The sequence below is a fragment of the Paenibacillus senegalensis JC66 genome (assembly GCF_000285515.1).
In the GTDB taxonomy this organism is placed as follows: domain Bacteria; phylum Bacillota; class Bacilli; order Paenibacillales; family NBRC-103111; genus Paenibacillus_L; species Paenibacillus_L senegalensis.
Window position 1 is genome coordinate 429,972 of the sequence record NZ_HE610960.1, and the last position, 22,467, is coordinate 452,438.

Here is a 22,467-nt window from a genome sequence, read left to right on the forward strand (position 1 = left end):
AATTAATAAACATGATTAGTAATGATCGGTAATTATTAGTGATTAGTAATGATTGGTAATTGGTGATTACTGGTAATTATTTGGTGAATATCAGTAATTGTTGGTGATTATTGATGATGATTGGTGATGATTGGAATCACTAGCCGATTTATACGATTCTTCATACAAAAGAACGCGCTTTGGATGCATTTTTAGTGAGTTTGTACGATTCTTCATACAAATTCCCACTGTTCTTATTACCCCAGCGTCATTTTGTATGACGTTTCGTACAAATTCCCGTATTACGCGTATTTTCATAGACCATTTGTATGATTTTTCGTATACATGTAAGTGCGCAGCACTTTTTTACCCCTCCGCTAGAGCAGTTCCATTATAGAAAACGCCCCTAAGAAGAAGCTGGAGCATTTCCAATTCTCTTAGGGGCTTTTTTACCACATCAGAAGGTGCAAGTATTCGATATCCGAAAACACGCTATCCGATTGGCAGGCGGTTTATCGATTCGGCGGTTTATTTTTCCATTTAATTGGGGTGCTGATTCGCTCGCTGATGTCAGCATTGCGATGCTGATTCGCTTGACGATGTCAGCGGTACTGCGGCCCCAATATCTTATACAACAGCATCGCACTTTCTGCCCGAGTCGCCGTATCTCCCGGATCCAGCAGATTGTCTGCTTTGCCCTGCAGCCAGCCTTTGTCGACTGCGATTTGCAGCGCCCGCAGTGCCCAATTGCTCACCTTCTCCGTATCGCTATAATCTGTCAGCGGTTTGCCTTCTCCCAGGCTTCCATACTTCGCCTCTTGAGCGCGAACGAGCATGACGGCCATCTGCTCACGCGTGACGGGTTCATCCGGCATGAAGCTGTTATCTCCCATGCCATTAACAACGCCGGATGCCGCTGCTGCATGAGCAGCTTCAGCATACCAGGCATCTGGCTGCACATCAGCGAACAGCTGCAGGCTATCGCGTTCAGCCTTGATTCCGTAAGCGCGGACTACAAGAGCTGCGAACTGTGCGCGGGTCAAGGTGCCAGACGGGGCAAAGTCGGTTGCGGTCATCCCATTCACAACATGCTTCGCACTGAGCGTTCGGATAGCTTCTTCCGCCCAATGACCTTGTGGAACATCCGCGTACGATTGCTTCCATTCCAGCAGCACATAATCTCCAATCTGGGTTAATTCGACTACAAATTTGTCTCCGCTGCGTGCTCCCCCGACATATTCAGTCTTCCCGCCGGGAGCGAGACGATAAATCCCAAGAAGAGACGCGTCACGATCGCCAATTGTGAACTCCAGCTTAATGGGATGGCTGAAGGAATGATAGGCGTGCTTCTCGCCCATGTCATCGATGACAGCCCATTCTAATCGGACGATCTCACCAATTGGCTGTACCACGACGTTGGCGCCGTTCGGTACTGCATTTCCCAGGTTGGCCTGGGATGGTTTTCTTGTCTCCAACGAAACTGCGATTTGCCCTTCCGAATCAGAGGAGACCTTTGCCGCTTCTAGCCATTCTTCCAGAAGTGCGGCTGGGAGTTCGAGGGCTACAGATGCCTTGATAACCGAAAGCACGCCGCCCTTGAGAAGCTCCGCAGTGTTGAGCGGTAGCAGTAATACGCTCTTGCCTTCTTCCAGTTCGATTGTCACCTTCCCACGCTGCGGATTCAGCTCAGAAGCTGTCACAATCTGCTGATCTCCGGCAGTCGGAGACGGCTGAGCATCAGGTTGAGGGGCCGGGGCGCCTCCGCCCGGTGCTCCAGCACCGGAGTCGCCGTCACCGGAGCCACCATCGCCGGGCTCGTCATCGCCGGGCTCTCCGTCACCGGGCTCTCCATCGCCAGGCTCTCCGTCGCCGGGCTCTCCATCGCCGGGCTCTCCGTCACCGGGCTCTCCATCGCCGGGCTCTCCATCGCCGGGCTCTCCGTCACCGGGCTCTCCATCGCCGGGCTCTCCATCGCCGGGCTCGCCGTCGCCGGGTTCTCCATCGCCGGGCTCCCCATCGCCGGGCTCTCCGTCGCCAGGTTCGCCGTCGCCGGGCTCGCCGTCGCCAGGTTCGCCGTCGTCTTCAACGAGCTTGATCGGCTTGAAGTCAGCTGGGCTCCATACCGCTCCGCCCGCCCATCCGTACAGGCCGAGACCGGATCCAGTACGATGATAGTTGCGGAAGAAGTGTCCCATAATGGTCATTTCCGGGTAAGGTGTCATGAAGTTCAGCGTGCTGAACGGAATCACCTGAATGATGTTCCAGCGGTCTTCCTTAACCTCAGCTACCGATTCCCAAACGCCATTCCAGGCCGGACTTTGCTCGGGCCCTATATAATCCAGATTAAGCGCATTCGAGTTTGACATTAAAGCATAATAAACATTGGTTCCGCGGGTACCATCTGCTAAATAGGTCTCAACCGAGTCATCATCACCGTTTCGCCACCATTCATTCGGCGCGTCAGGGCTGGTTCTGATTTTCGATACATCCGGGTCGAAGTTCTCGTAGCCGACATAGAGGTTCTCATCGTCCCATAGTAAATAAACTTTAGTTTCTACAAGCGGTTCTGCCTGTGTTTGCATATGCTTAAAGTTGGTGATCGGCTCTTTAACACTTGCCCAGGGCCCGCTGCTGAAATCTAGCGTGCTCATGATTTGCTCTTTTGTATACGTGGTCCTCACAGCTTCTGCAGATATTCCGACAGAATCGCCCACAGCCTCTACCATCCGCTCGAAGGTTTCTTTGATCGGGGCAATTCGCGCCCTGGCTTTTTCATCGGCCACAGCGTATGCCGCATCAAGAGCTGCCTGCGCCTCATCCTTGATTCCGGCTACGACAATGTATTGACGGACCAGCGTTTCCCCGCTTACTGTCCAGGTCTGCTGGGCATTATCATAATTCCAGCCCTGCTCGATCAGGTCATAATATTCCCTCATCGGACCCGCTGCGGCGCCATATGCTTTTTCAATAAATTGTGTTTTCAGCTCCTCGATATCCTCGTCAGGATTCCAGAACAGCCTGTTCATCAGCCAAAATTGCAGCGCATTGACGCCCCATCCTTCATTCCCCGAGTCGAGTGTTCCTTCCGGCAGTACACCGAGAATACCGAGATCACGATAATATTGCATGTCAGCCTTAACCTTCTCGGCTATAGGCCGTTCGTAAGCACTTGAAGGAAAGCTGCCGTAGTAATTGTATACGAGAATATTTTTTGTCTTTTCCGCCCACGCTTTCAGCTTCTCGTTATATCTGTAGTTCGCGTTGCTTGTGTTCGTCGTGTTGATCGGCTCCCGCGCATCCTCATACAGCGGAGCGTAAACGATAACAATATTGTCTTCAAGCTCAAGCTTCGGCGGAGTATCCGTGAATGTGTATGCGTAAGCGACCACTTTCGCATCCGGGTACGTTTCCTTCACTTCCCGCGCTACCTTATTCAGGAAGGTGAAAAATACGGTCGACAGATATGCAGGATCTTCCGGCTGCACCACTACCCCATCTTCTGTCGTAAAAGGATTATCAGTATAGCCTTTCTGATAGAAACTGGAGTTATCATTGATGCCGATTCCGACATATTCAATTCCCGTCGAAGCTATCAAATTTTTAGCTTTTTCTGCAAAAACACCGGGAAGATCTTCATGGTAAAAGTTAATTTGTGTTTTATCCGAGAGCGGAATATGGTTTCCTTCGCTGTCCGTATTGTAATACTCCGGATGCTCGTCAAAAAATTCACTATTAGGCAGCCAGAAGTTAAGATTATGACCAAGCATGATCGGTTTCACGCCTGTATTTATGAACCGATCCCAATGCCTCTGGTTGCTTCCATGCGCTGACATCTTGGCATTGTTTTTGTTGCGTGCCAGCATCACTTCCGTTGCGTAATCCGAATGAGCCTCGCCGTCCACACTGACGCCGGCAGTTAACCAGCCGCGCACCTTCAGGGGCGACTTTTCCCAGTAGTCTGTTTTCATCAACGCAATATTTTCAAGGGGCTCATACAGTGTGCCTTTTTCGCTCGCCCGCGTCCACAGAACTCCGGCATTTTCCTCAAGAAAGTCATAGACGCCGTTCAATACGCCTCTGGGGTCATCACCAAGGATATAGACACGGTTGCCTGAACGATGAATCGCGAAGCCATCGGAATCTTTCAGATGCCCGCCATACAGTTCATGCATCTGCGAATCATCGGACAGACCTTCCATGGTCGCCAGGACAATCTGAAGCTGGTCTTCAGAAGAGATTGGCCCGGGTGCGGGTGGACCGCTGGGGCCTTCGTCTCCAGCTATTTCAACGAGCTCGACATCATCGATCCACAGCTTGCCTGGACCGTTATGGCCCTGGAAGGAAATCACAATCCAATTGTAATCAAATTCGCTGGAAGGATCCCGGGTATACTCCAGCTCGAAAGGGGACCACTCCGTCGTGACGGCGGCGTTTATGCCCACCGAATTATATAAAGCGTACGGATTGCGCATTTCATAGACCTGCAATCTGGCGATGCCGGTTTTTTCGCCCTTCATCCACGCTTTCAGCTTATATTTCTTGCCTGGCTCTATATTGAGCGGCTGGTTAGAACGAACGTTGGCTGAATCGAGCCGAAGCGATGCTTCGCCTTGGCGTTTAACCTCCGTATCATGAACGGCTGAGGTTGAATACCACCCTTCCGTAATCGATGAATCAAAGCCCGGGTTGATCAACATGTTCTGGTTCAAGTTGATCTTTAGAGTCAGCTGCTGGTCCATTGCTGCATCATCGATGTACGGCTGGAGCAGCAAATTGTATTCGCCGTCTACCGTGGCGGATGGCACATACACCGCGCCAGTCACACTGCCGCCCTGACCAGGCTGGAGTGTAAAGCCTTCATTCAGCGCTACAGTAAACGGATTTCCTGGAGCCGGCTCGACTTTGACTGTTCTTGCAACAGCTTCACCATTGACAAAGTTGACCGAGAACGGGTAATTGCCGCCCTTTTGTAAAGCAAGCTCACTCTTATCCAGATTGACATTGACCGTATGGGAATCAAACTCACTGCGCTGGTGTATCGGCAATTCCGCACCGCTAACCATCTTGATTGTGCTTTGCAGCTCCTCCGCCGCGTATCGTTCCATATTGGACGCATCAGATCTAATAATGATATCCGCACGAGGCTCGCCTTCTTCGACAAGTAAGTCGCCGGCATTGAGGTTCATTTCGGCTGCTGCAGACAGACTTGTCTGCTCGAAACCATTGGTAACGCTTACATTATTTTGTAATTTTTTTGCTCACCATAAACATACTGGCCGTGTGGCATGGCTATGGCTGTGACAAGCAAGCAGATGGCGATCGTCTGTAACCATAATCGTCTAATCTTCATGAGTGATCATCCTCCGTTTTGAAAATAACCAAAGCATTGCAGACTTCCGGATTACCTGCGAGCTTCAGTCTCGAATTCCAAGCTTCGGTCCTCCCTTTGTTTTACTCGAGTAAATATATTTACAATTTATAATATAATCAAACCTGCAGCAGATTGACAACCGTTTTTTTGATATTTTGCTGTGATATTTGTCATAGTCAAGCCTGCATACTTTTTCGATAATTCAACAAATATGTTCGTTTTGGTCCGTAAGTCCGCATGGATCAGCATGGGCCGATATATAACGTTAATCTAGTGCTCCACGGTTTTATTTTGCTCGCATATGGTGTTTATTTGAATCTGTACCTTGTGTATGCAGTGCCGTATCAGCTAAAGAAACAGAGCGTCATCCCGCCATCCTATAAAAAAGGCGAGTTATACGCCCCTACGTACGCAAACCCGCCAAGATGGTGATAATTGTTCACTACCACTTTCCCTAACCGTTTCCAGCTTCCAATGCTATTCCACGATCATCCGCAAGCTCTCTCTGCGCCCTCTACCCCACGCTTTCCACAACCCCAAAAATATCGTCCGAACCGCTCGCCGATTCCGGCTCTTGACAAACTTCCTGGATGTAGTCCCTAAGAGCACAAGCCCTTTCCTCCTAGATCCGTTATGCTTGATCTATTTGGAAAAAGGGTTCCGTTTGTTTTTCTCATCTAAGGATGAGTATCAGGCTTCACCAAACGAGTGACCAATTCACCGCAATTACGACTAGCGATTACTTCTGATTCCAGCTTCATTGCAGCCATCTTCTGCAAATCCGGACCACGACCGGGTTTCCATCCATTGTCCCAGCCACTGTAAGACAGGGTATCCCCCACCTTCCACCAGTAGGTGTTTGTTCAGTGTCACTGACTTCGGCATCGTCCCCTAATGGACTTGGGTAAAATAAACAATTCTCATAAGCCTCTCACCTTATCCTCATGCCACTATATACATTATATCAAATTAAAAACTAGTTATAAGCTTACACAACCGAGCCGGACGAGCGCTCCGCTTGCTTGCGGATCCATCGCAGGCTGAGCATCCAGCCAACCAATGCGATCAGACTTCCTACCAGGAAGGGAGTGTCAATCTGTATATCGAACAAAACCCCAGCCAGAATAGGACCGCCAATATTCCCCAGACTCGTGTAGGAAGCATTCAATCCGGCTACAAGCCCCTGTTCATTACCAGCAATTCTGGAAAAATAAGTACTGATCGCAGGACGTACAAAATCCACTGCCAGGAAAACAATAGTCACCGATACAACCATCATCCAATATTGCGCCGAAAATATCGTTGTAACCATAAATACAGCCATCAGCAACAGGCAGTAAACCGTCAGCTTCTTCTCACCGATCCAGTTAATCATCCGCCCGAACAGCGTCAGCTGCATCACAGCGCCGATAATAGCGCCGATCATGATCAACCAAGCAATTTCACTGGGAGTATACCCATACTTATGGTCGACAAAAAGTCCCAGCACGGTTTCAAATTGTGATAATCCCAATGAAGTGATCAAGATGATCAGCAATCCCATAAAATACGGAGTACGGTAAGACTTCGCGAGCTGCACAAGCTGGTTCTCCTTCTGCTCTTGTCGTGCCGCAGCCTCAAGCCGTTTGCTCTTGTCCAGCGATTCCGGCAGAATGCACATGGAAACGACGGCAGATAATGCTGCCGCTCCCGCAGCCGCGAAGAAAGGTACCCGCAGACCGTACTCAACAAGAAAACCGCCAATGGCTGGTCCGATGATAAAGCCGGTCGAAATGGCCGCGTTGATCCAGCCCATTCCCATGCCGCGATCTTCCTCTGTTGTAATATCAATGACATAGGCCATGACGGCAGGCATGATGAAGGCAACAGACACCCCTCCGAGCATTCTTGAGACAAATAAGAGAAGGGCATTGCTAGCTAAACCAAAAATAAGCTCCGATACAGAAAAAAGCAGCATGCCGATAACAATGATCCATTTTCTCCCATACCGATCCGACCAGCTGCCCGCATAAGGAGCCATTAAAAATTGCGTCAATGAAAATACGGCCACCAGCAGGCCGACAATTGTTCCGGAAATTCCAAGAACATTCATATAAGTTGGCATAATTGGAATTACCAAGCCGACTCCTACAAATCCCACAAATATATTGAACATGAGCAATAAAATAGCTCCATTATTTCTTGTAGCTAAAGCCTTCATCTCGCCATTCCCCCGGGTTTATTTTCTCTCTTTATAATCCAGCATACTGAACGTTCATTCTATATTATCACTGTCTTTGTCGGCTAACAAGATATCGTTTTTTGGGGGCCTAATGCCCACCGCGTGACTGCCGATTATCTGCTGCTGACAATAGTTCGCGGCGCTCAGAGAGGCCGCTTGCTGCCTGCTGCTTACTGCTTGCTGCCTGCTGCTTACTGCCTGCTGCTTGCCGCTTGCTGCATGCTGCTTGCTGGTTTTTCAAAGGGAGTTGACATTTTTTCACAAGCGTACTACGATGTGTAGTATGGAGTGTGAGTTTATTGAAAATCAAAAAAATGAAAATCGATGGCGAGGGACTTAATCGTTTTTTTGGACCGCTGGAATCGCGAATTATGGATATCCTCTGGTCTTCCGAAGGTTTAAGCATTAAGGAAGTGCAGGCGATTCTAAATCAGGAAAGTCCGATATCGGTCAATGCGGTGATGACAGTCATGAATCGTCTTCAGGATAAAGGTCTTTTGACTAAAGTCATGACCGGGACGGGACGGACGCGGGCAGCCAAATTCAGCACAATACAGTCAAGAGAGCAATTTCTCTCAGAACAGACCAAGGAAGTGTCGCAAGGACTCATACAAGAATACGGGAGCTTAGTCGTGAATCACATGATCGATGCGCTTGATGATGTCGATCCTGAGGTGATCGCCAGACTGGAACGCAAATTAAACGATATTAAAAGCAGGAATAAACGATGAATCCTGCGATAAGGTTAAGATTGGCCTATGCGTTGATGATTACGTTCGTAGCTGTTGTCATCGCATATATGGGGATATTCATTACCTATCAAATCCGCAACGGAATGGTTCATGGTCCCGTTCTGCATTATGCAATAATCAACATGCTTATCGGCTACACGCTCAGTAAGATCATTTGGCGAATCACCCGGCAATTATATTTATCGCAACAATGGCTAAAGCGGTTCCGGGCCAATAAACATCATAAATTAACGAAACGTCTCAATTACAAGTACCACAACTGGGGAACAGAAATAATTGTGGTGCGGGACAATGCCTTTGTGGCTCTCACTATTGGATTGCTGCGGCCGAAAATTGTCGTGTCTACTGCGGTTTTAGAGATATTCAATGGCAAGGAAGTTAAGGCGATATTGCTGCATGAAAGATATCATTGCCGGAATTACGATGGCCGCAAAATGTTCTTGTCGACGTTGCTGGCAGACGCTTTTGGGTATTTGCCTATTGTTAAACCAATAATCTGCTACTTTCAAACGTGGCAGGAACTGTCTGCGGATCGATACGCCATCCGGCAGATGGGGACAGAAGCGCATTTAGGCAGTGTCTTATTAAAACTAGCCAAACAAAGCTTTCCCCGTCGGTATGAGGCTGCCGTTCATTTTACGCATTCGACATTGGAATACCGCATCATTCAGGTTCTCGAGCCTGAGAGAGCCGTGAATGTTCCGTTAGCCCTGCTGAAGCTGTTTTTGAGATCCTGCTCTATACTGCTGCTTTTTATATTAGGTGGGGATTCGTAGTCCCTATTCCTTGAAAGATTATACTACCTATCGTAGTATAATAAATCTAACCATATCATACTACATTTAGTAGTTTAACTTTGTCTTGTCATACTACCTTTAGCTTAATTGTGTCTTATCTTACTACACATCGTAGTTCGATTGAATCGTAAAAAGCAGCTGAGCCGATCTTTATTATACTGTCTATTGTAAGAGGAAAAACCTTAACTTTCTGCGATTTCTTGACCTTTTTGCGCCCTCTATTGTACTGGCACAGGGCTTCGGAAGAGTGGGCTGCCTCCTCGCCGGTTGCTGCCACGGCAAGGAAACGGACTGCTGGTTTGGAATTACATTTCGCGATTCTGAGTTTGCCCCGAATGACGTGAAGCTCATTCCTACCCAAATCATGGAGAGTTTATTTAACTTCTCTATTTTTTACATTCTGATTATTATCGCAAAAAGAAAAAGACCTACTGGTTTTATAGCAGGTCTATACCTCGTCTTTTATAGTTTAGGGAGATTTGTCATCGAATTTTTCAGAGGGGATATCGTCCGAGGTCAATTTGGTATGCTCGCTACCTCACAGTGGATCGCATTAATGGTCGTTTTGATAACTTGCCTAGCATTCCTGCCAAAAATCCGAAAAAAGCAGACTACATAGTTTTCCACAGACATAACAGCCTGCGCTAATTTATTGTAAAGTCCTGCACGGATGATCATCTGCTCCGAAGTCTTTGTCCTCATGCGGGCAGTATAGAAGCCACACCGATGCGGGTATGGGCTGGATCTCGCTTCCCTACCCGCCCTTTTCACTTCAGCGCCTGGCCAAACTCTTCCTCTACCCGAGCGGACTCTTCTGTCACTGCGAAAATAATAAACCGGCCCTGCGCCTTCAACACATGCTTTTCTACCAGAAAATACTCCTCCGGACGATAATTTTGAAATTTGGCTGCTTGGGCCTCAATTCGCTGCCGGATGTTGTTTAAAACAATGTCCACTTCGTTCGCATCCTTGACTTTAATGATCGCCAGCTCATCCGCCTTGACGTTGGACTCCGCCGTGAACAGAACGAAATCGTCCACTTGCTCCGGCTCAATGTGATACAGCTGTTGCAACTTCTCCAGATCACCCTGCTTCATATCATCAAGGCTCACCGCTTGCTCTATGCGTTCCCCCACTTCGGCGGCCGACAGCTCTTCGGAAGCCCCGCTGCCGCCGGCGCAGCCTGCTAATACTCCGAGCACTACCATAGATACAAGCGCTATACTCAATAGCCGTTTCATTTTATCCGCTCCTTCACTCCGATATATTGAAAATAAACCTATCCTCAAAAAACGTATGGACGTTATAAAGCAGCAGCATGTCATCATATTGCCGATCCTGTGCCAGCTCTGTCAGCGATCCGCCGTAATAGCGGAGATCAACGACATCGGTCTCGGCGAAGTGCTCCGTTAAGAACGGGATCAAGCTGTTGGCATACGAATCCTTGACCACCAGCAGCTTCTTCCTGTCCGCATGGCCCGTCGTGATTCGAACCAAAGCATGATTCCCATCCATGAACACAGTGTATTTATCCTTCTTATTCAGATTTTCCATCTCATACAAGGAATTTGTAATCCGGCCTTCTTCCATATAGTGCACCTCAACCCGTTCCCCCTTCTTCGGCATAAAAAGGTCGATACGGTCAGGCTGCAGATGGCGGTAGCCGCTCTTCGAGTAAAGCGACCCGTAGAAGTCATCCGTTGCCTCCTGGATGTGGTACGCCGCTTCGTCTTGCGGAACGATTCCCATTCGCCCGCACAACTCCCGATAAGCGTAATAAGCTCCTCTAGCCGTCCAGTGGTGATCTGTTTTATAATAAATCGCTTCCTCCCGCTTGGAGTACAACACGGGATAGACATCGACAAAGTCAATATCGGGTCCTAACCGCTCAAGCATGTGCCTCGATTGATCCAGCACTGCCCGCTCATCGCCAACCGGTGCAAATGCCGGCAGCTTGTCCCGATACAACGAGGCGGCCGTTGGCGCCAGCATGATATGCTTGCGAAGCTCCGGCGTTGCCTTGTGAAACGAATGGATCGCCTCGATGCGCGCTTCTACGTCTATTTCTGGCGGAGTTGTGAAAGTTTGAATGAGATACCCGTCCGCTCCCAGGTACACACCGTTGCTTTCCTTCTTGCCCAGCGCGCGGTCCGCATCGGTTTTGAGCCCGATCCAGACATCCCGGAATGCAAATTGATCGCTCACATACCGCTCGTAATCAGTCGTGAACGATCCCGCCAGCAAGGAACGCACCGAGAAAGCCGGCCGTCTCTCCAGCACCCGGTTTTCCGGCTCCGAGAACGTTTGGTCAGGTGTCAGTACATTCACCACAGCCATCGCCCCGATAAACAACAGCAGGGTTAAGCCGGTTGCGTATCGAACCCATTTGTTTTCAGCCAAGATCGGACCTCCCCTCAAAAGCGAAAATACAAGAACGGATTGTAAGACTCACTCACCAAATAAGCGGTCGATGCCACCAGCCCAATCAGATAACAGGCGGCAATGATCACTACGCCTCCACGCTTCCAGCGGAATTCCACAAGCGCGGCCATTTTCCGGGGCAGCGGCGTTGTACATACTCCCATGAGTACGAGCATTCCTCCATAAGCCAACAGGTAATATAGCGCTTGGGAGTCCGCCCAGCCGTGCGCTCCGAATCCGAACAACGTCCCGATGAACGCTCCTGCAGAGGGCAGATGTTCATACTCAAACAGAACCCAGCCGACAATCACGATCAGCAGCGTATAAAGATGTCCCGCCCAATTCGGCAAGCGCATGAGCCGCTTCAGCAGAAAAAGCTTCTCCACGGTCACGATAGAGCCGAAGTATAAGCCCCATACGATAAAATTCCAGCTCGCCCCATGCCACAAGCCGGTTAAGAACCAGACAATTAAGAGATTTCTAAGCTGCTTACGCAGGCCATGCCGGTTTCCCCCGAGCGGAATGTACACATATTCGCGGAACCAGGAGCCGAGCGTAATATGCCATCTGCGCCAAAATTCCGTCACGCTTCCCGAACAATACGGATGCTTGAAATTTTCCGGCAGTTCAAAGCCAAACATCTTGCCGAGTCCACGAGCCATATCGGAATACCCGCTAAAGTCAAAATAAATCTGCAAGGTAAACGCGAGGATTCCAAGCCACGCAGAGAGAACGGTCAGCTCCTCCAGCGGCGTAGCTTTCACGCTCGCCCACAACATTCCGATGTTGTTGGCAAGCAGCACCTTTTTGGCGAGTCCCCGGATGAACCATACCGCCCCTTCCCCGAACTTCTCCAGCGTCATTTTTCGGGTAGTCAGCTGTGCGGCGATATCGCCGTATTTGACGATCGGGCCGGCGACAAGCTGGGGAAACATAGCGACATAAGTGCCGAAAGCGATTATATTACGCTGCGGAGACACTTTGCCGAGATATACGTCGGTTATATAAGACATAGTTTGAAAGGTATAGAACGAGATCCCGATCGGCAGCGGCAGGTCTGCGGCCTGCAAATGCAGGCCGAACAGCGTATTGACATTCTCCACGATAAACCCGGCGTATTTAAAGCAGCCGAATATCGCCACATTTCCGCAAATGGAAATAATGAACACGGCCCGGGATGCCGATTTGCGATGCCGGTACTTATCGATCAACAGCCCATTCACATAATCGAACACAGTAGAAAAAAACATAATGAAGATATATAAGGGTTCTCCCCACGCATAAAAAACAAGGCTCGCGGCGAACAGAACGGTGTTCTTCAGCTTCTTGGGCGACACATAATAAGTGAACAACGCTGCGGGTAAAAACTGAAACAGGAAAATCAGACTGCTGAATACCACCGCTTATCCCCCCGCGTCATCACCCATGCTTTATCGCACATTCGACTTATCCTTCACATAGTCAAGAAGCAGCGGGTAAAACTGCGCTTGGAAGTGAATGCCGTCCGTATCGTAAAGCTCGGGATGTTCGGCAGCAAGCGGCGTGAGATCGATATAACCGACCTGTTTCTCAGCTGCAAGTGCGTTTAGCCCTTCATTGTATTCCGCAATAGTCCCATATCGCGGCTCCGCCTCTTCCGCTTCCGCCGTCACCGGAGTGACGGATAACAGCGTTATTTTCACATCCGGAAGCTGCTTTTGAATCTCCTCGATCAGCTGCTCATAGTACGACAATGAATAGGCTAGCGGATCGTCTGTCGGCCATAGAATATCCGTTGAACCAAGCTGAATATAGATGTGCTCCGGCTTTCGAGCGGCCAGCTCATCCACATTCCCCGTCTCCAGCGCGAATTGAGCTGTTTTCCCTGCTCCTGCAACAACGTTCTCCTCCTTCAGCACATCATGATACGACAGCCCTTCCGTGATCGAATCTCCAAGGAATACGCTCTTATTATATAGCTCCGCATAAGAGACTGGTTCCTGTCCGGCGCCGTCGTAAGGCTGCTCAAAGCTATTGTCAGGTTGTCCATTATTGCTGCACGCGGCCGCCAGCAGCAGGACCATCATCGCGATAATCAGCATGCCCTTCTTTCCCCGCTTGTTCTTTCTCATCTTTATCCATTCTCCTTTGCTATTGTTCTAGGGAAAGGATACTGAATGGAGGTCAAGACAGGATGCAGATGAGATGCAGATTATGTGCATAAAACAAAAAAATGCAGAACCGGGGTTCTACATTTTCGTATTTTTCTTCAATTCAAAATAGAACAAGACCCCGTCCTCCGTATTCAGCGCCCCGTAAGGAGCGCCATGCAGCTCAAGAATCTGCTTGGAGATCGCAAGCCCGAGGCCAGTTCCGCCGGTTGAGCGATGCCGGGAATGGTCGCCGCGGTAGAACCGGTCCCAGATCTTCTCCATTTGTTCGGCCGGGATATGAACGCCCTTGTTCTCGATGCTAATGTCGACTGTCTCCTCTTTCTCAACTGTCGTTATGATGATCATTTGCTGTTCCGGCGTATAGCGTATGGCATTGGTCATAAAATTGACGATCACCTGCTCGATCCGGCTCCGATTGGCAATGACTTCAACTGGCGTAATGCGGATTTGCAGGTCGATCTTCTTGTCTGCCAGGTCCGCTTCCAGCTTTGCACAGATTCGCTGCAGAACCTCATCCATTCGGAAAGCTTCCATCTCCAGCTTATACGTACCTGACTCATATTTGGCCAGCTCCAGCATATCGCCCACTAGCAAATTCATCTTCTGCACTTCATCTTCCATCGCCGTGAAGTAATAGTCCCGCCTGGGGCTGTCCGCTTTGTCTTTCAGGATATACAGGCAGCTCTCCAATACGCTGAGCGGGGTTCTCAGCTCATGCGACACCCCGGATATGAATTCTTTTCGCGTCTCTTCAAGCCGCTTCTCTTTCTCAATATCCTGCTCCAGCCGAACAATATGCGCGTTCAGCATATCCGACAGCCGGTTGATGTTCCGCGACAGATTGCCGATCTCGTCCTCGGTCTTGATCGGAATTTTTTCCGAAAAGTCAAGCTTGGCCATTCTTTGCGTCATTTTGTCTATTCGCAGTAAAGGGCCGGCGATCCGGCGGGAAAAGTAAAAGGATGCGAGCATCACGAGCAATAAAGTACCGATCACGATATAGATGTAATAGCTTTGCATGATCTCCGCGGCTTCATGCACAGGCTGCAGCGAAGTCATAGCGAACAGATAGGCGGGGTTCCCTGATTGATCGGCGATGCGCTCTACGAATATTTTGTAGTCGATGCCGTTCTCCTTGTAATCCGTGATCGTACCGGACTCCTCCGCATAGTCCCCGTACAGAAGGTCCGCTTGAAAGGCCTTCACCCGGTCAAGGAACAAACGGTTCATATAGCGGGAGGCTTGCTCGCCCTGCGGGAGCCGAATTTGCGTCACGGTTCCATACGTCAGCACGTTCGGATAGCGTTCCCGGTATTCGAGCGCGTTCCCCAATCCCGAGAGGACTTCATATTCCTTATTGACAAGCCGTTCGTTCTCCAAGCGACTCTCATCCCGGAGATTCGAGCTATTTCTGCTGATCCGCTGCGGATACAGTTTGCCTTCAATGACGATTCCCTCAAGCGCGAGGCGCTGCCCCTCATGCAGGAAATCAGGAAATAACAAGCTGTCCGGAACAGCCCTTTCCACATCCATCACCGCGTATAACGGGATCGTGATCGACTCCTCAGAAAGCGCTGCAGCAGTATCCGAACGCTCTAAACGAATCTCTATCTCATAATCATCGCTATATTTCAAATAGCCCCTTTCATCCAACAGAGCCAGCCAGGCATTCGTGTGTTGATAAAAGGATTGCTCCTGCATGGCCGCGGTCTGGGCGTCCCCGGAATGGGCCGTCCCGTCCAGCCGATAAGATTGAAGGGCAGCTTCTACCTTCTCCATCTTCTGATGTACATAATACTGCTCAAAAAATACGGTTTGTCCGATAAATATCCCCGCAATCACAAACAAGCATAAACCCGTTGTCAGCAAAAACAGCTTGAATACGATGCTCTTTCTCATGGCCGCTCCTCGAATTTATACCCAGAACGTATAACCGTGACGATATGCTTCGCATGCTCTCCCAGCTTGGCGCGCAAATTGCGGATATGACTGCTGAGTGTCCGCTCTTCTCCTTCATAATCGTAGCCCCAAATTTTTGTAATGAGCTGTTCCCGGGTCAGGATGATACCTTTGTTTTCCATCAGATAGGCCAGAATTTCAAATTCGGTATGCGTCAGGCTGCAGTTCTCTCCATCAATCGAAACGGTGCGTGAAGGCAGGTGAACCGCAATCCCGCCGCCGGACAGCATCTCCCGCCGCCCATGTACCGGCCGGTTGTCCAGAAGCCGCTTGCTGCGGGCCAGCAGGATGGGCGGGCTGCATGGCTTGATGACATAATCGTCCGCCCCGAGTTCGAATCCAAGCAAGGTATCATCTTCGTCTGAACGTGCTGTTAACATCAGGATCGGGACGTTTGAAACTTTGCGAATTCGCCTGCACACCGACCAGCCGTCCAATTCCGGCAGCATGATATCCAGGATGACCAAATGAACATCGTGCTCATGAAACAACTCAAGCGCCTGTCTTCCGTCGCGAGCTTCCAGCACATTGTATCCTTCATCCTGCAAATATTCCTTCATAATTTCACGTAAAACCTGCTGGTCTTCCACAATGAGTATCGTTTTCACCATGATGATGACCTCTTATTTTTTAGTTCTCCAAGCAATTTGTGCAAAATGTTACCACAACCACGACCATAAAGCCACCGCAACGGACAGCTGACTTCATAATGCCTCTACATAATCTCCTGCTTTTCCTATTTTCAAACTGTTCTTCTTAGCTTTAATTCAAACTGCGGGTTTGTTTGTGATTATTCTCAACGAAGCCACCGGCTGCTACAATATGCTCTGGCATTTTAATTGACATCTTGACCCTCCATCAAATAGGTGAATAATTACTAACGTACCTCTTTTGACCCAAACTAACTTATGACCCAGGCCTCTTAATGTGGCCCTCATGATTATGTATTATCGATTATCTGATAGGATTAACCGCTCTTCCAATACAATTCCTCGTCAAACAGGCGGTGCGCTTCTAGGATGGTTTTATTCTGATTTTTTAGATAATTCCGCACAATTCTTGCTCCTATTTCATAGGCTGCTCGGTTCATATATTTCATATATGCTTCCATTCCAGCTGCTTCGGGTTCGAGTTCACTCCAAAACTCCGCTTCCCTTTCTTTAGTGATAGGTAAAGGAGGGAATGCTTCGTGAGGATAAAGAACTTCAGGCAGCACGCCCGCCAACCCTTCAAAAATTAAATAGTTACGTATACTATATGAAACTGCCTGACTGTAACCATGCTTAGTATCTTGGGGTTTATGCACCATTCGAATAGGTGACTGTACTCATGTGCAGTATTTCTCTTGGCTCTCGTCGTTGAAAACTCGTCAATCTGTATACATAATAATAGTTTCCCTGATGCGTATGAGGCTCCTCCCCCTTTTCCTTCAATAGCTGGTAATATATGAACTTGGATATCTTTCATGGGAGGCGGAAGTATCGTTACACAAGAGCCGCCACACACAAGGGCTGCCATAAGTCCATTTGTACGATTCTTCATATAAATAAACGCATTTTCGCAGCATTTTTGGCGAGTTTGTACGATTCTTCACACAAATTTCAGCCCTACTCACCCCCCCAGCATCATTTTGTATGACGTTTCATACAAATTCCCCTTTTCCGCTTAATCTCAGAGAATTTTGTATGACGTTTCGTATAAATTGGAGAACGCAGCACTTTAGACGCAGCACTTTACACATTGTACGCACAGTGGGAGTACTTTACACATTGTACGCTGTGGGCAGCACTTTTTCACCTGCTTGTTCGGGTGTTTCACCGTCTTCAATACTTCCAAAATAGTCTACAGTTCTTCACCACGGTAAAGCTGCTGAATCAAATCATTAAGATTCTGTCGTCCTCAATTATAGCAACTTTATTGCGTGTTCTCCTACCGACTGTCCTTATGATAGTTTTTCCATGATAGTTTTTCCATGATAGTTTTTCCATGATAGTTCCATTGAGGCTTTTTTTATGATCACCATGACCCTCATTCTGAAAACATTGAACTGGCCCCCTCCATTGTTCGTCTTTAATAAGCTTTTCTAGATCGTCCTTATTTAATCTCGATCCAATACCTTTGTATTTCAATTCCATTTATTACAGCTTCAGAATCTAGAACGCCGTTATTCTTCGTGATTGTTTTTGCGGAGCCGATATTATCCTTGTCACAAGTTACCAGTGCCCTTCTTATCCCCAAGGAACGAGTGTGGCTTAATGCTTGTCTCAAAATCTCAGCAGCATATCCCCTTCTTCTAGCACTCGGTCTTATGCCATATCCAATGTGCCCCCCGACGTCCATTAAGTACCGGTTTAGTCTATGACGAATATTCACCGCGCCAACAACTCTTGCATGGTCTTCAATCAGCCATAAGGTTGAACTGTTAACTGTCTTCTCGTCTTCACACGGACTATCCCTGAGATTCCTTAATCTCTCCAACAATGAATCAAAATCTTCATAATCAAATCTTAATACAAAAGGAACCATCTTCTCGCCGGTTCCCTTCCACTCTTCTATCATTTCGATGTATGGGTCTTTGAAGTCTTTTGTCGGTTCAATTAGCACAAGATTGTTCATAATAGTTCCCATCGCCTTCTCCAGCATTCCGTGTACGGATCCATTAATTTTGTTACTCTTGTTTTTGTAAAATCGTCCATCAAGCTTCCTCCCACCATAACGTATTACTTCAGGTATTTAGCCCTTCAGCTGTTCTGGCTTATTTCTTTTATTTGCTGCATGATTTCTGCTGCATCATCTGGATTGTGAATGACAAACAAATAATTTGCTTCTTCTTTGCTCGGCTTCTCCGGATTCAACATTTCCTGTCGTTCCAACACTTCCATAAAACTTGACGCACTGCGAAAAATGGTTTTGCTTCGCTGTGTAGTTTCTACTCGTTCTTTCAATAGCTCAAGCGGCAGTTCAAAGTAAACAATAATGCTTACAAATCCTCGATCATGAAAAAATTTGAGGTGATTGCTCCGCCCTTGTTTATTCAGATTGGAATTACTAAGGATAAGATGAAAATCGCTATGCGCTACAGCATAGTCCACTATTGCATTAGTTATAGTAAATTTCAACGTGTTTGGCCCTTCATTTGGGCGCAATTTCTTATAGTGTTCATTAATAAATTCAGCGTGGTTGTCCTGATCTATCACAACGGCATGCTGCAAAATGGATTCCAGTTCTTTGGCAAACGTTGTTTTTCCGCTATGTGTTTTTCCAACCGTCATGACTACTAAGCGGTTCATAATGATTTCCCCAATCGGTTTAATTAATTGGTATTTTCCAAATATGCAGTTGCAATTTTGTAATCCTGTTACCGTTGATATCGAGTTATCCTGTTATAATCCTGTTATACCGCGTTGCAATCCTGTTACCGTTGTAATCGAGCTGGAAGAAAAAGGGGCGTTCGCTTATTCTTGAGCTTGCTTACCGGGGGCTCAGCGCGGGACCGTAAACGATACCCGGGTTCCTCTGCCCATTTCGCTGGAAATCAGCAGGCCTTTGCCAAAATGCCGTTTTAACCTCTGGTTCGTGTTGAGCAGTCCAACTCCTGATTCGCTGTCAGCCTTCCTTTCGAGAAGGTGCTGCCGCGTCGCCTCATCCATGCCCGCCCCATCGTCTTCAATCGATATCCTTACATGCGTCTCATAAGCCGAAATCCGAATAGTCAGGGTGCCCCCCTGCTGGCGCTGCATAATGCCATGTCTTACCGCATTTTCAACCAGAGGCTGGATCGTTAAAAAGGGCAGCTTCAACCCTTCAACGTCATCAATCTCCCATACTACCTGGAGCATATCCTCAAACCGTACCTTTTCTATATAAAGGTAAGAGCGGACCAGGTTAAGCTCATCCTCTAGCGGTACTAGCTCATCCATAATTTGAAACCGGAATTTACTGCGTAAATAACTGCAGAACTCGTCAAGTAAAGTCTGCATTTTCTCTATATCTATTTCACTTAAGGCTGAAATCGCATTTAAGGAATTAAACAAAAAATGAGGCTGAATTTGTGTTTGCAGCCATGCCGTTTCTAAACGCAGCTGTTCCCGCGCGGATTGTTTAATCGCAGTCAGCATATCTACTCTAGACCGAATCTCCAGAGCTTCAACCGGTTTGGCCACATAGTCGTTTGCCCCTGCCAGGAAGCCGGCCTGAATATCTTTTCCTTGGTCTCTTGCCGTAAGGAGCAGAACCGGGAGCTCAGTTAGTGTGAACCTCTCCCGGATTTTACGCGTGAGCTCATACCCGGACATCTGCGGCATCATAATGTCTGAAATGACAAGATCCCATTCCTTTTTGTCCAGCATAGCCAATGCTTCTTTGCCGCTCGTGACCATCGTCACTTCATAGTTATCCGGGGAAAGTATAGCTTCCATAACCTGCAGGTTAACCGGATCGTCGTCAACCATAAGAATGAGCGGACGACGGGGAATGTTGCCAAGTAATGCGGCTGGCCCCTCAGGAATCGTAGTTTCCGCCTCTTGCAAAGCACGGACCAAACCTCCCCCCTTAAGAGCAGATTGTTCATGGAACGAAGCGGAAGACCCGGCAGCTTCATGCTCATGCCCCGCCTCTGAATCATGCCCATGCCCTGCCTCTGAATCATGCTCACGCCCCGCGTCTGAAACAGCCAGCTCCAACGAAAAGGTTAGTGTAGAGCCTTCGCCCAGAACCGAAGCGGCTTCCAGTGTTCCCCCTTGAAGCTCCACTAATTGCTTGCTTATGCTCAGACCTAACCCGAAGCCTCCCTCAATCATCGTTTCTTTCGAGTTTGCCTGCTCATATGGGAGGAATAAGCGTTTCATCATTTCCTCATCCATGCCAATCCCGGTATCGGCAACACTTATAAAGGCTCTCCCGTCCTTTTCCGATGCTTGTACCGAAATGCTGCCTTCATTCGAAAATTTCACAGCATTATGCAGTAAATTAAACATAATCTGAACGAGCCGGTTCTCATCCGCAAGCACGGGAGGAAAATCTTCGGGAATCCGGCTGACGATGGTAATCCCCTTCACTTCTGCGTTAAATTGCAGCATATCTATAACAGCCGTAATAATCGGCTGAATCCGGATAGCTTCCTTTTGCAGACGCGGAGTGCCTTCACGCAAGCTCATCACGTCAATCAGATCATTCAAGATTAAGGACATCCGCCTTCCTACAGCCAAGACCGTTTCCAGCTCTCTGACACTTCTTTCCTGCAGCTGAGACCGCTCTCTGTTCAATACCGCTTCAGACAGGTTAAGAATGCCGTGCAGCGGATTTTTAAATTCATGGGAGGTATTGGCCAGAAATTGATCCTTGTGATCGTTCATCCTCTGCAGGGCTGCGGCAAGCTCCTTAGTGCTGGCATGCATTTTGAAATAATTCTTAAACCATACCGAAGCGAAACACCCCGTTGCAATGATTAAATCAAATGGGTAATGGGTCAGACTCAGACCGCTTTCCCGCCAAACAACCGTCCACAGGAAATGATGAACCAGCGCAAGAATAGAAAAAAGCAGCAATAGATGGCTTCTGACATCCTTAAGTATCGTTTTAATAATAGCTGCTATCGTAATCGTTAGGGCTATGCAAGCCAATAGAAAATACACCGGAAAAAGCGCAATCACCTGTGCCGGAGCCAGAGTTAAAGTGATGCCGGCTGTCCCTAAATTCACTGCGGTGTACCAGGGGTATACCCTTCTCCAATAGCGAAGCTCGCGATGCTCCGTGCACTCCAGCAATGCATAAAGGCCTATAATAAAAACCGCATTTGCCAGCCGGAAATCCCAGTCCGAACCGATATAAAACAATTGGTGAAACAGCTTCTCATCATTACTGAGCAAGCTTGTAAAGGCTACGCTGAAGGTCAGCAAAGAGAAGTAGAGCAGCTTCCTCTCCCGGTTTCCTAACAAAAACAGGATAAATGCATAAATGGAGTGAACCAGAAAAATAACAACCCCTAAAAGCTGCATGGAAACGGAAAACTTCATTTCCTTTGCAATGGCCTCTTCCGAACCAAACTTAAGCGAGCGGACAATCCCGCTGCCACGACTATCCACATAATTGGCCGCTTGAATCACAAGCTCGATCACGCCGTTTTCATCTGCTGTAAAGGTGGTTGAATAAGGCAAGTTTTTCGCCAGGTAATCCTCTTTCGTACTCGCTGCCTGCCCCGATGCGGTGAGCAAACGGCCGTTGACATATAGCTGTGATGAAGTTCGCACACTCGCGATCCGAACACTGTAGTTGATCTTCTCCTCCGGATTTACGTAAATACGCATGCGGTAGCTGCCAAATCCATATGGAGTCGGATTGTTCGCATCTAATGCTTCATTCCAGCCTCCTGGAACCTGAATTAGCCGGGGGGCATCCGGCGGTCCCGGTTCATAGATTTCCGGCCCGCTCTCCAGGGCGGCACCTGTATCTCCTTGCGTTTGCTCCCGGCCAGCCGAAGCATCGTCATCGAACAACCATTGGGACGGATAAAACTCCCATTCTCCGTCCAGCAAGAGAACGCCGCCCTCTTGTGCATTCCACTCGCGCAAGTCTAACTGCCCGTGCTTAACATCTTGTTTATGTTCACGGAATGATTCCATCCACAGCATGCGGGAACTTGCTAGGATGATTAAAAATAACCCTATATACAAAATAATATGGCTTTTTCTCATCTGGTCGCCTGGCCGATTCTATGCCAAGATAAACTCCCTCTCTTCATTAAGCTAGTCCATGCCAATTCCGTATGAATGCACTGCCAATTCCATTCAGAACCATCGTTCTAACTTAATTAGGG

The 22,467-nt window shown here is 48.3% G+C and carries 15 protein-coding genes and 1 pseudogene; 4 read left to right on the forward strand and 12 right to left on the reverse strand.

Going from position 1 to position 22,467, the window contains the following annotated elements; all coding sequences use genetic code 11:
* Nucleotides 1–581: 581 nt before the first annotated feature.
* Together PSHG_RS17640 and PSHG_RS17650 are read right to left on the reverse strand one after the other, a co-directional pair.
* The gene (locus PSHG_RS17640) at nucleotides 582–5,165 is read right to left on the reverse strand and encodes a DUF4838 domain-containing protein (RefSeq protein ID WP_010275491.1); all 4,584 of its coding nucleotides are present in this window, start codon (nucleotides 5,163–5,165) and stop codon (nucleotides 582–584) included.
* A gap of 1,173 nt (nucleotides 5,166–6,338) precedes the next feature.
* Nucleotides 6,339–7,550, reverse strand: a complete 1,212-nt coding sequence (locus PSHG_RS17650; RefSeq protein ID WP_010275495.1) for an MFS transporter — start codon at nucleotides 7,548–7,550, stop codon at nucleotides 6,339–6,341.
* A 123-nt stretch (nucleotides 7,551–7,673) separates the two neighbouring features.
* On the opposite strand from PSHG_RS17650, the gene PSHG_RS30670 reads away from it, so the two are divergent.
* The 4 genes and pseudogenes from PSHG_RS30670 to PSHG_RS28050 form a co-directional block, all read left to right on the forward strand.
* Nucleotides 7,674–7,853, forward strand: a complete 180-nt coding sequence (locus PSHG_RS30670) for a hypothetical protein (RefSeq protein WP_026021448.1) — start codon at nucleotides 7,674–7,676, stop codon at nucleotides 7,851–7,853.
* A gap of 17 nt (nucleotides 7,854–7,870) precedes the next feature.
* Nucleotides 7,871–8,302 carry a BlaI/MecI/CopY family transcriptional regulator gene (locus PSHG_RS17660; protein WP_010275499.1) on the forward strand — a complete coding sequence of 144 codons (432 nt, stop codon included), beginning with the start codon at nucleotides 7,871–7,873 and terminating at the stop codon, nucleotides 8,300–8,302.
* Nucleotides 8,299–9,099: a M56 family metallopeptidase gene (locus PSHG_RS17665; RefSeq protein WP_010275502.1), complete on the forward strand. Its 801-nt coding sequence runs from the start codon at nucleotides 8,299–8,301 to the stop codon at nucleotides 9,097–9,099. The genes PSHG_RS17660 and PSHG_RS17665 overlap by 4 nt, the downstream gene beginning before the upstream one ends.
* Before the next feature lie 187 nt (nucleotides 9,100–9,286).
* Nucleotides 9,287–9,739 (forward strand): annotated as a pseudogene (locus PSHG_RS28050) (prolipoprotein diacylglyceryl transferase); the annotation flags it as partial.
* A 148-nt stretch (nucleotides 9,740–9,887) separates the two neighbouring features.
* On the opposite strand, the gene PSHG_RS17675 reads toward PSHG_RS28050, so the two are convergent.
* The 10 genes from PSHG_RS17675 to PSHG_RS17730 all read right to left on the reverse strand — a co-directional run bounded on the left by PSHG_RS17675 (nucleotide 9,888) and on the right by PSHG_RS17730 (nucleotide 22,345).
* Nucleotides 9,888–10,361 carry a DUF4358 domain-containing protein gene (locus PSHG_RS17675; RefSeq protein ID WP_010275508.1) on the reverse strand — a complete coding sequence of 158 codons (474 nt, stop codon included), beginning with the start codon at nucleotides 10,359–10,361 and terminating at the stop codon, nucleotides 9,888–9,890.
* Nucleotides 10,362–10,374: 13 nt separating this feature from the next.
* Entirely contained in the window at nucleotides 10,375–11,520 is a 1,146-nt protein-coding gene (locus PSHG_RS17680) for a DHHW family protein (protein WP_010275510.1), read from the reverse strand.
* 14 nt (nucleotides 11,521–11,534) lie between these two features.
* A complete protein-coding gene (locus tag PSHG_RS17685) occupies nucleotides 11,535–12,941 on the reverse strand; it encodes an MBOAT family O-acyltransferase (RefSeq protein WP_010275513.1) in 1,407 nt (468 codons plus the stop codon).
* 30 nt (nucleotides 12,942–12,971) lie between these two features.
* Nucleotides 12,972–13,652: a GDSL-type esterase/lipase family protein gene (locus tag PSHG_RS17690; RefSeq protein WP_010275516.1), complete on the reverse strand. Its 681-nt coding sequence runs from the start codon at nucleotides 13,650–13,652 to the stop codon at nucleotides 12,972–12,974.
* A gap of 117 nt (nucleotides 13,653–13,769) precedes the next feature.
* Nucleotides 13,770–15,593, reverse strand: a complete 1,824-nt coding sequence (locus tag PSHG_RS17695; RefSeq protein ID WP_010275519.1) for a sensor histidine kinase — start codon at nucleotides 15,591–15,593, stop codon at nucleotides 13,770–13,772.
* On the reverse strand, nucleotides 15,590–16,264 hold the full coding sequence (locus PSHG_RS17700) for a response regulator transcription factor (protein WP_010275522.1): 675 nt from the start codon (nucleotides 16,262–16,264) through the stop codon (nucleotides 15,590–15,592). Before PSHG_RS17700 ends, PSHG_RS17695 begins: the two co-directional genes overlap by 4 nt.
* 356 nt (nucleotides 16,265–16,620) lie before the next feature.
* Nucleotides 16,621–16,962 carry a hypothetical protein gene (locus PSHG_RS17710; protein ID WP_010275528.1) on the reverse strand — a complete coding sequence of 114 codons (342 nt, stop codon included), beginning with the start codon at nucleotides 16,960–16,962 and terminating at the stop codon, nucleotides 16,621–16,623.
* 785 nt (nucleotides 16,963–17,747) lie between these two features.
* Nucleotides 17,748–18,281 carry a GNAT family N-acetyltransferase gene (locus tag PSHG_RS17720; RefSeq protein WP_235782078.1) on the reverse strand — a complete coding sequence of 178 codons (534 nt, stop codon included), beginning with the start codon at nucleotides 18,279–18,281 and terminating at the stop codon, nucleotides 17,748–17,750.
* Nucleotides 18,282–18,394: 113 nt separating this feature from the next.
* On the reverse strand, nucleotides 18,395–18,943 hold the full coding sequence (locus tag PSHG_RS17725; RefSeq protein ID WP_010275539.1) for an ATP-binding protein: 549 nt from the start codon (nucleotides 18,941–18,943) through the stop codon (nucleotides 18,395–18,397).
* A gap of 192 nt (nucleotides 18,944–19,135) precedes the next feature.
* Entirely contained in the window at nucleotides 19,136–22,345 is a 3,210-nt protein-coding gene (locus PSHG_RS17730; RefSeq protein ID WP_010275542.1) for a hybrid sensor histidine kinase/response regulator, read from the reverse strand.
* Nucleotides 22,346–22,467 lie beyond the last annotated feature (122 nt).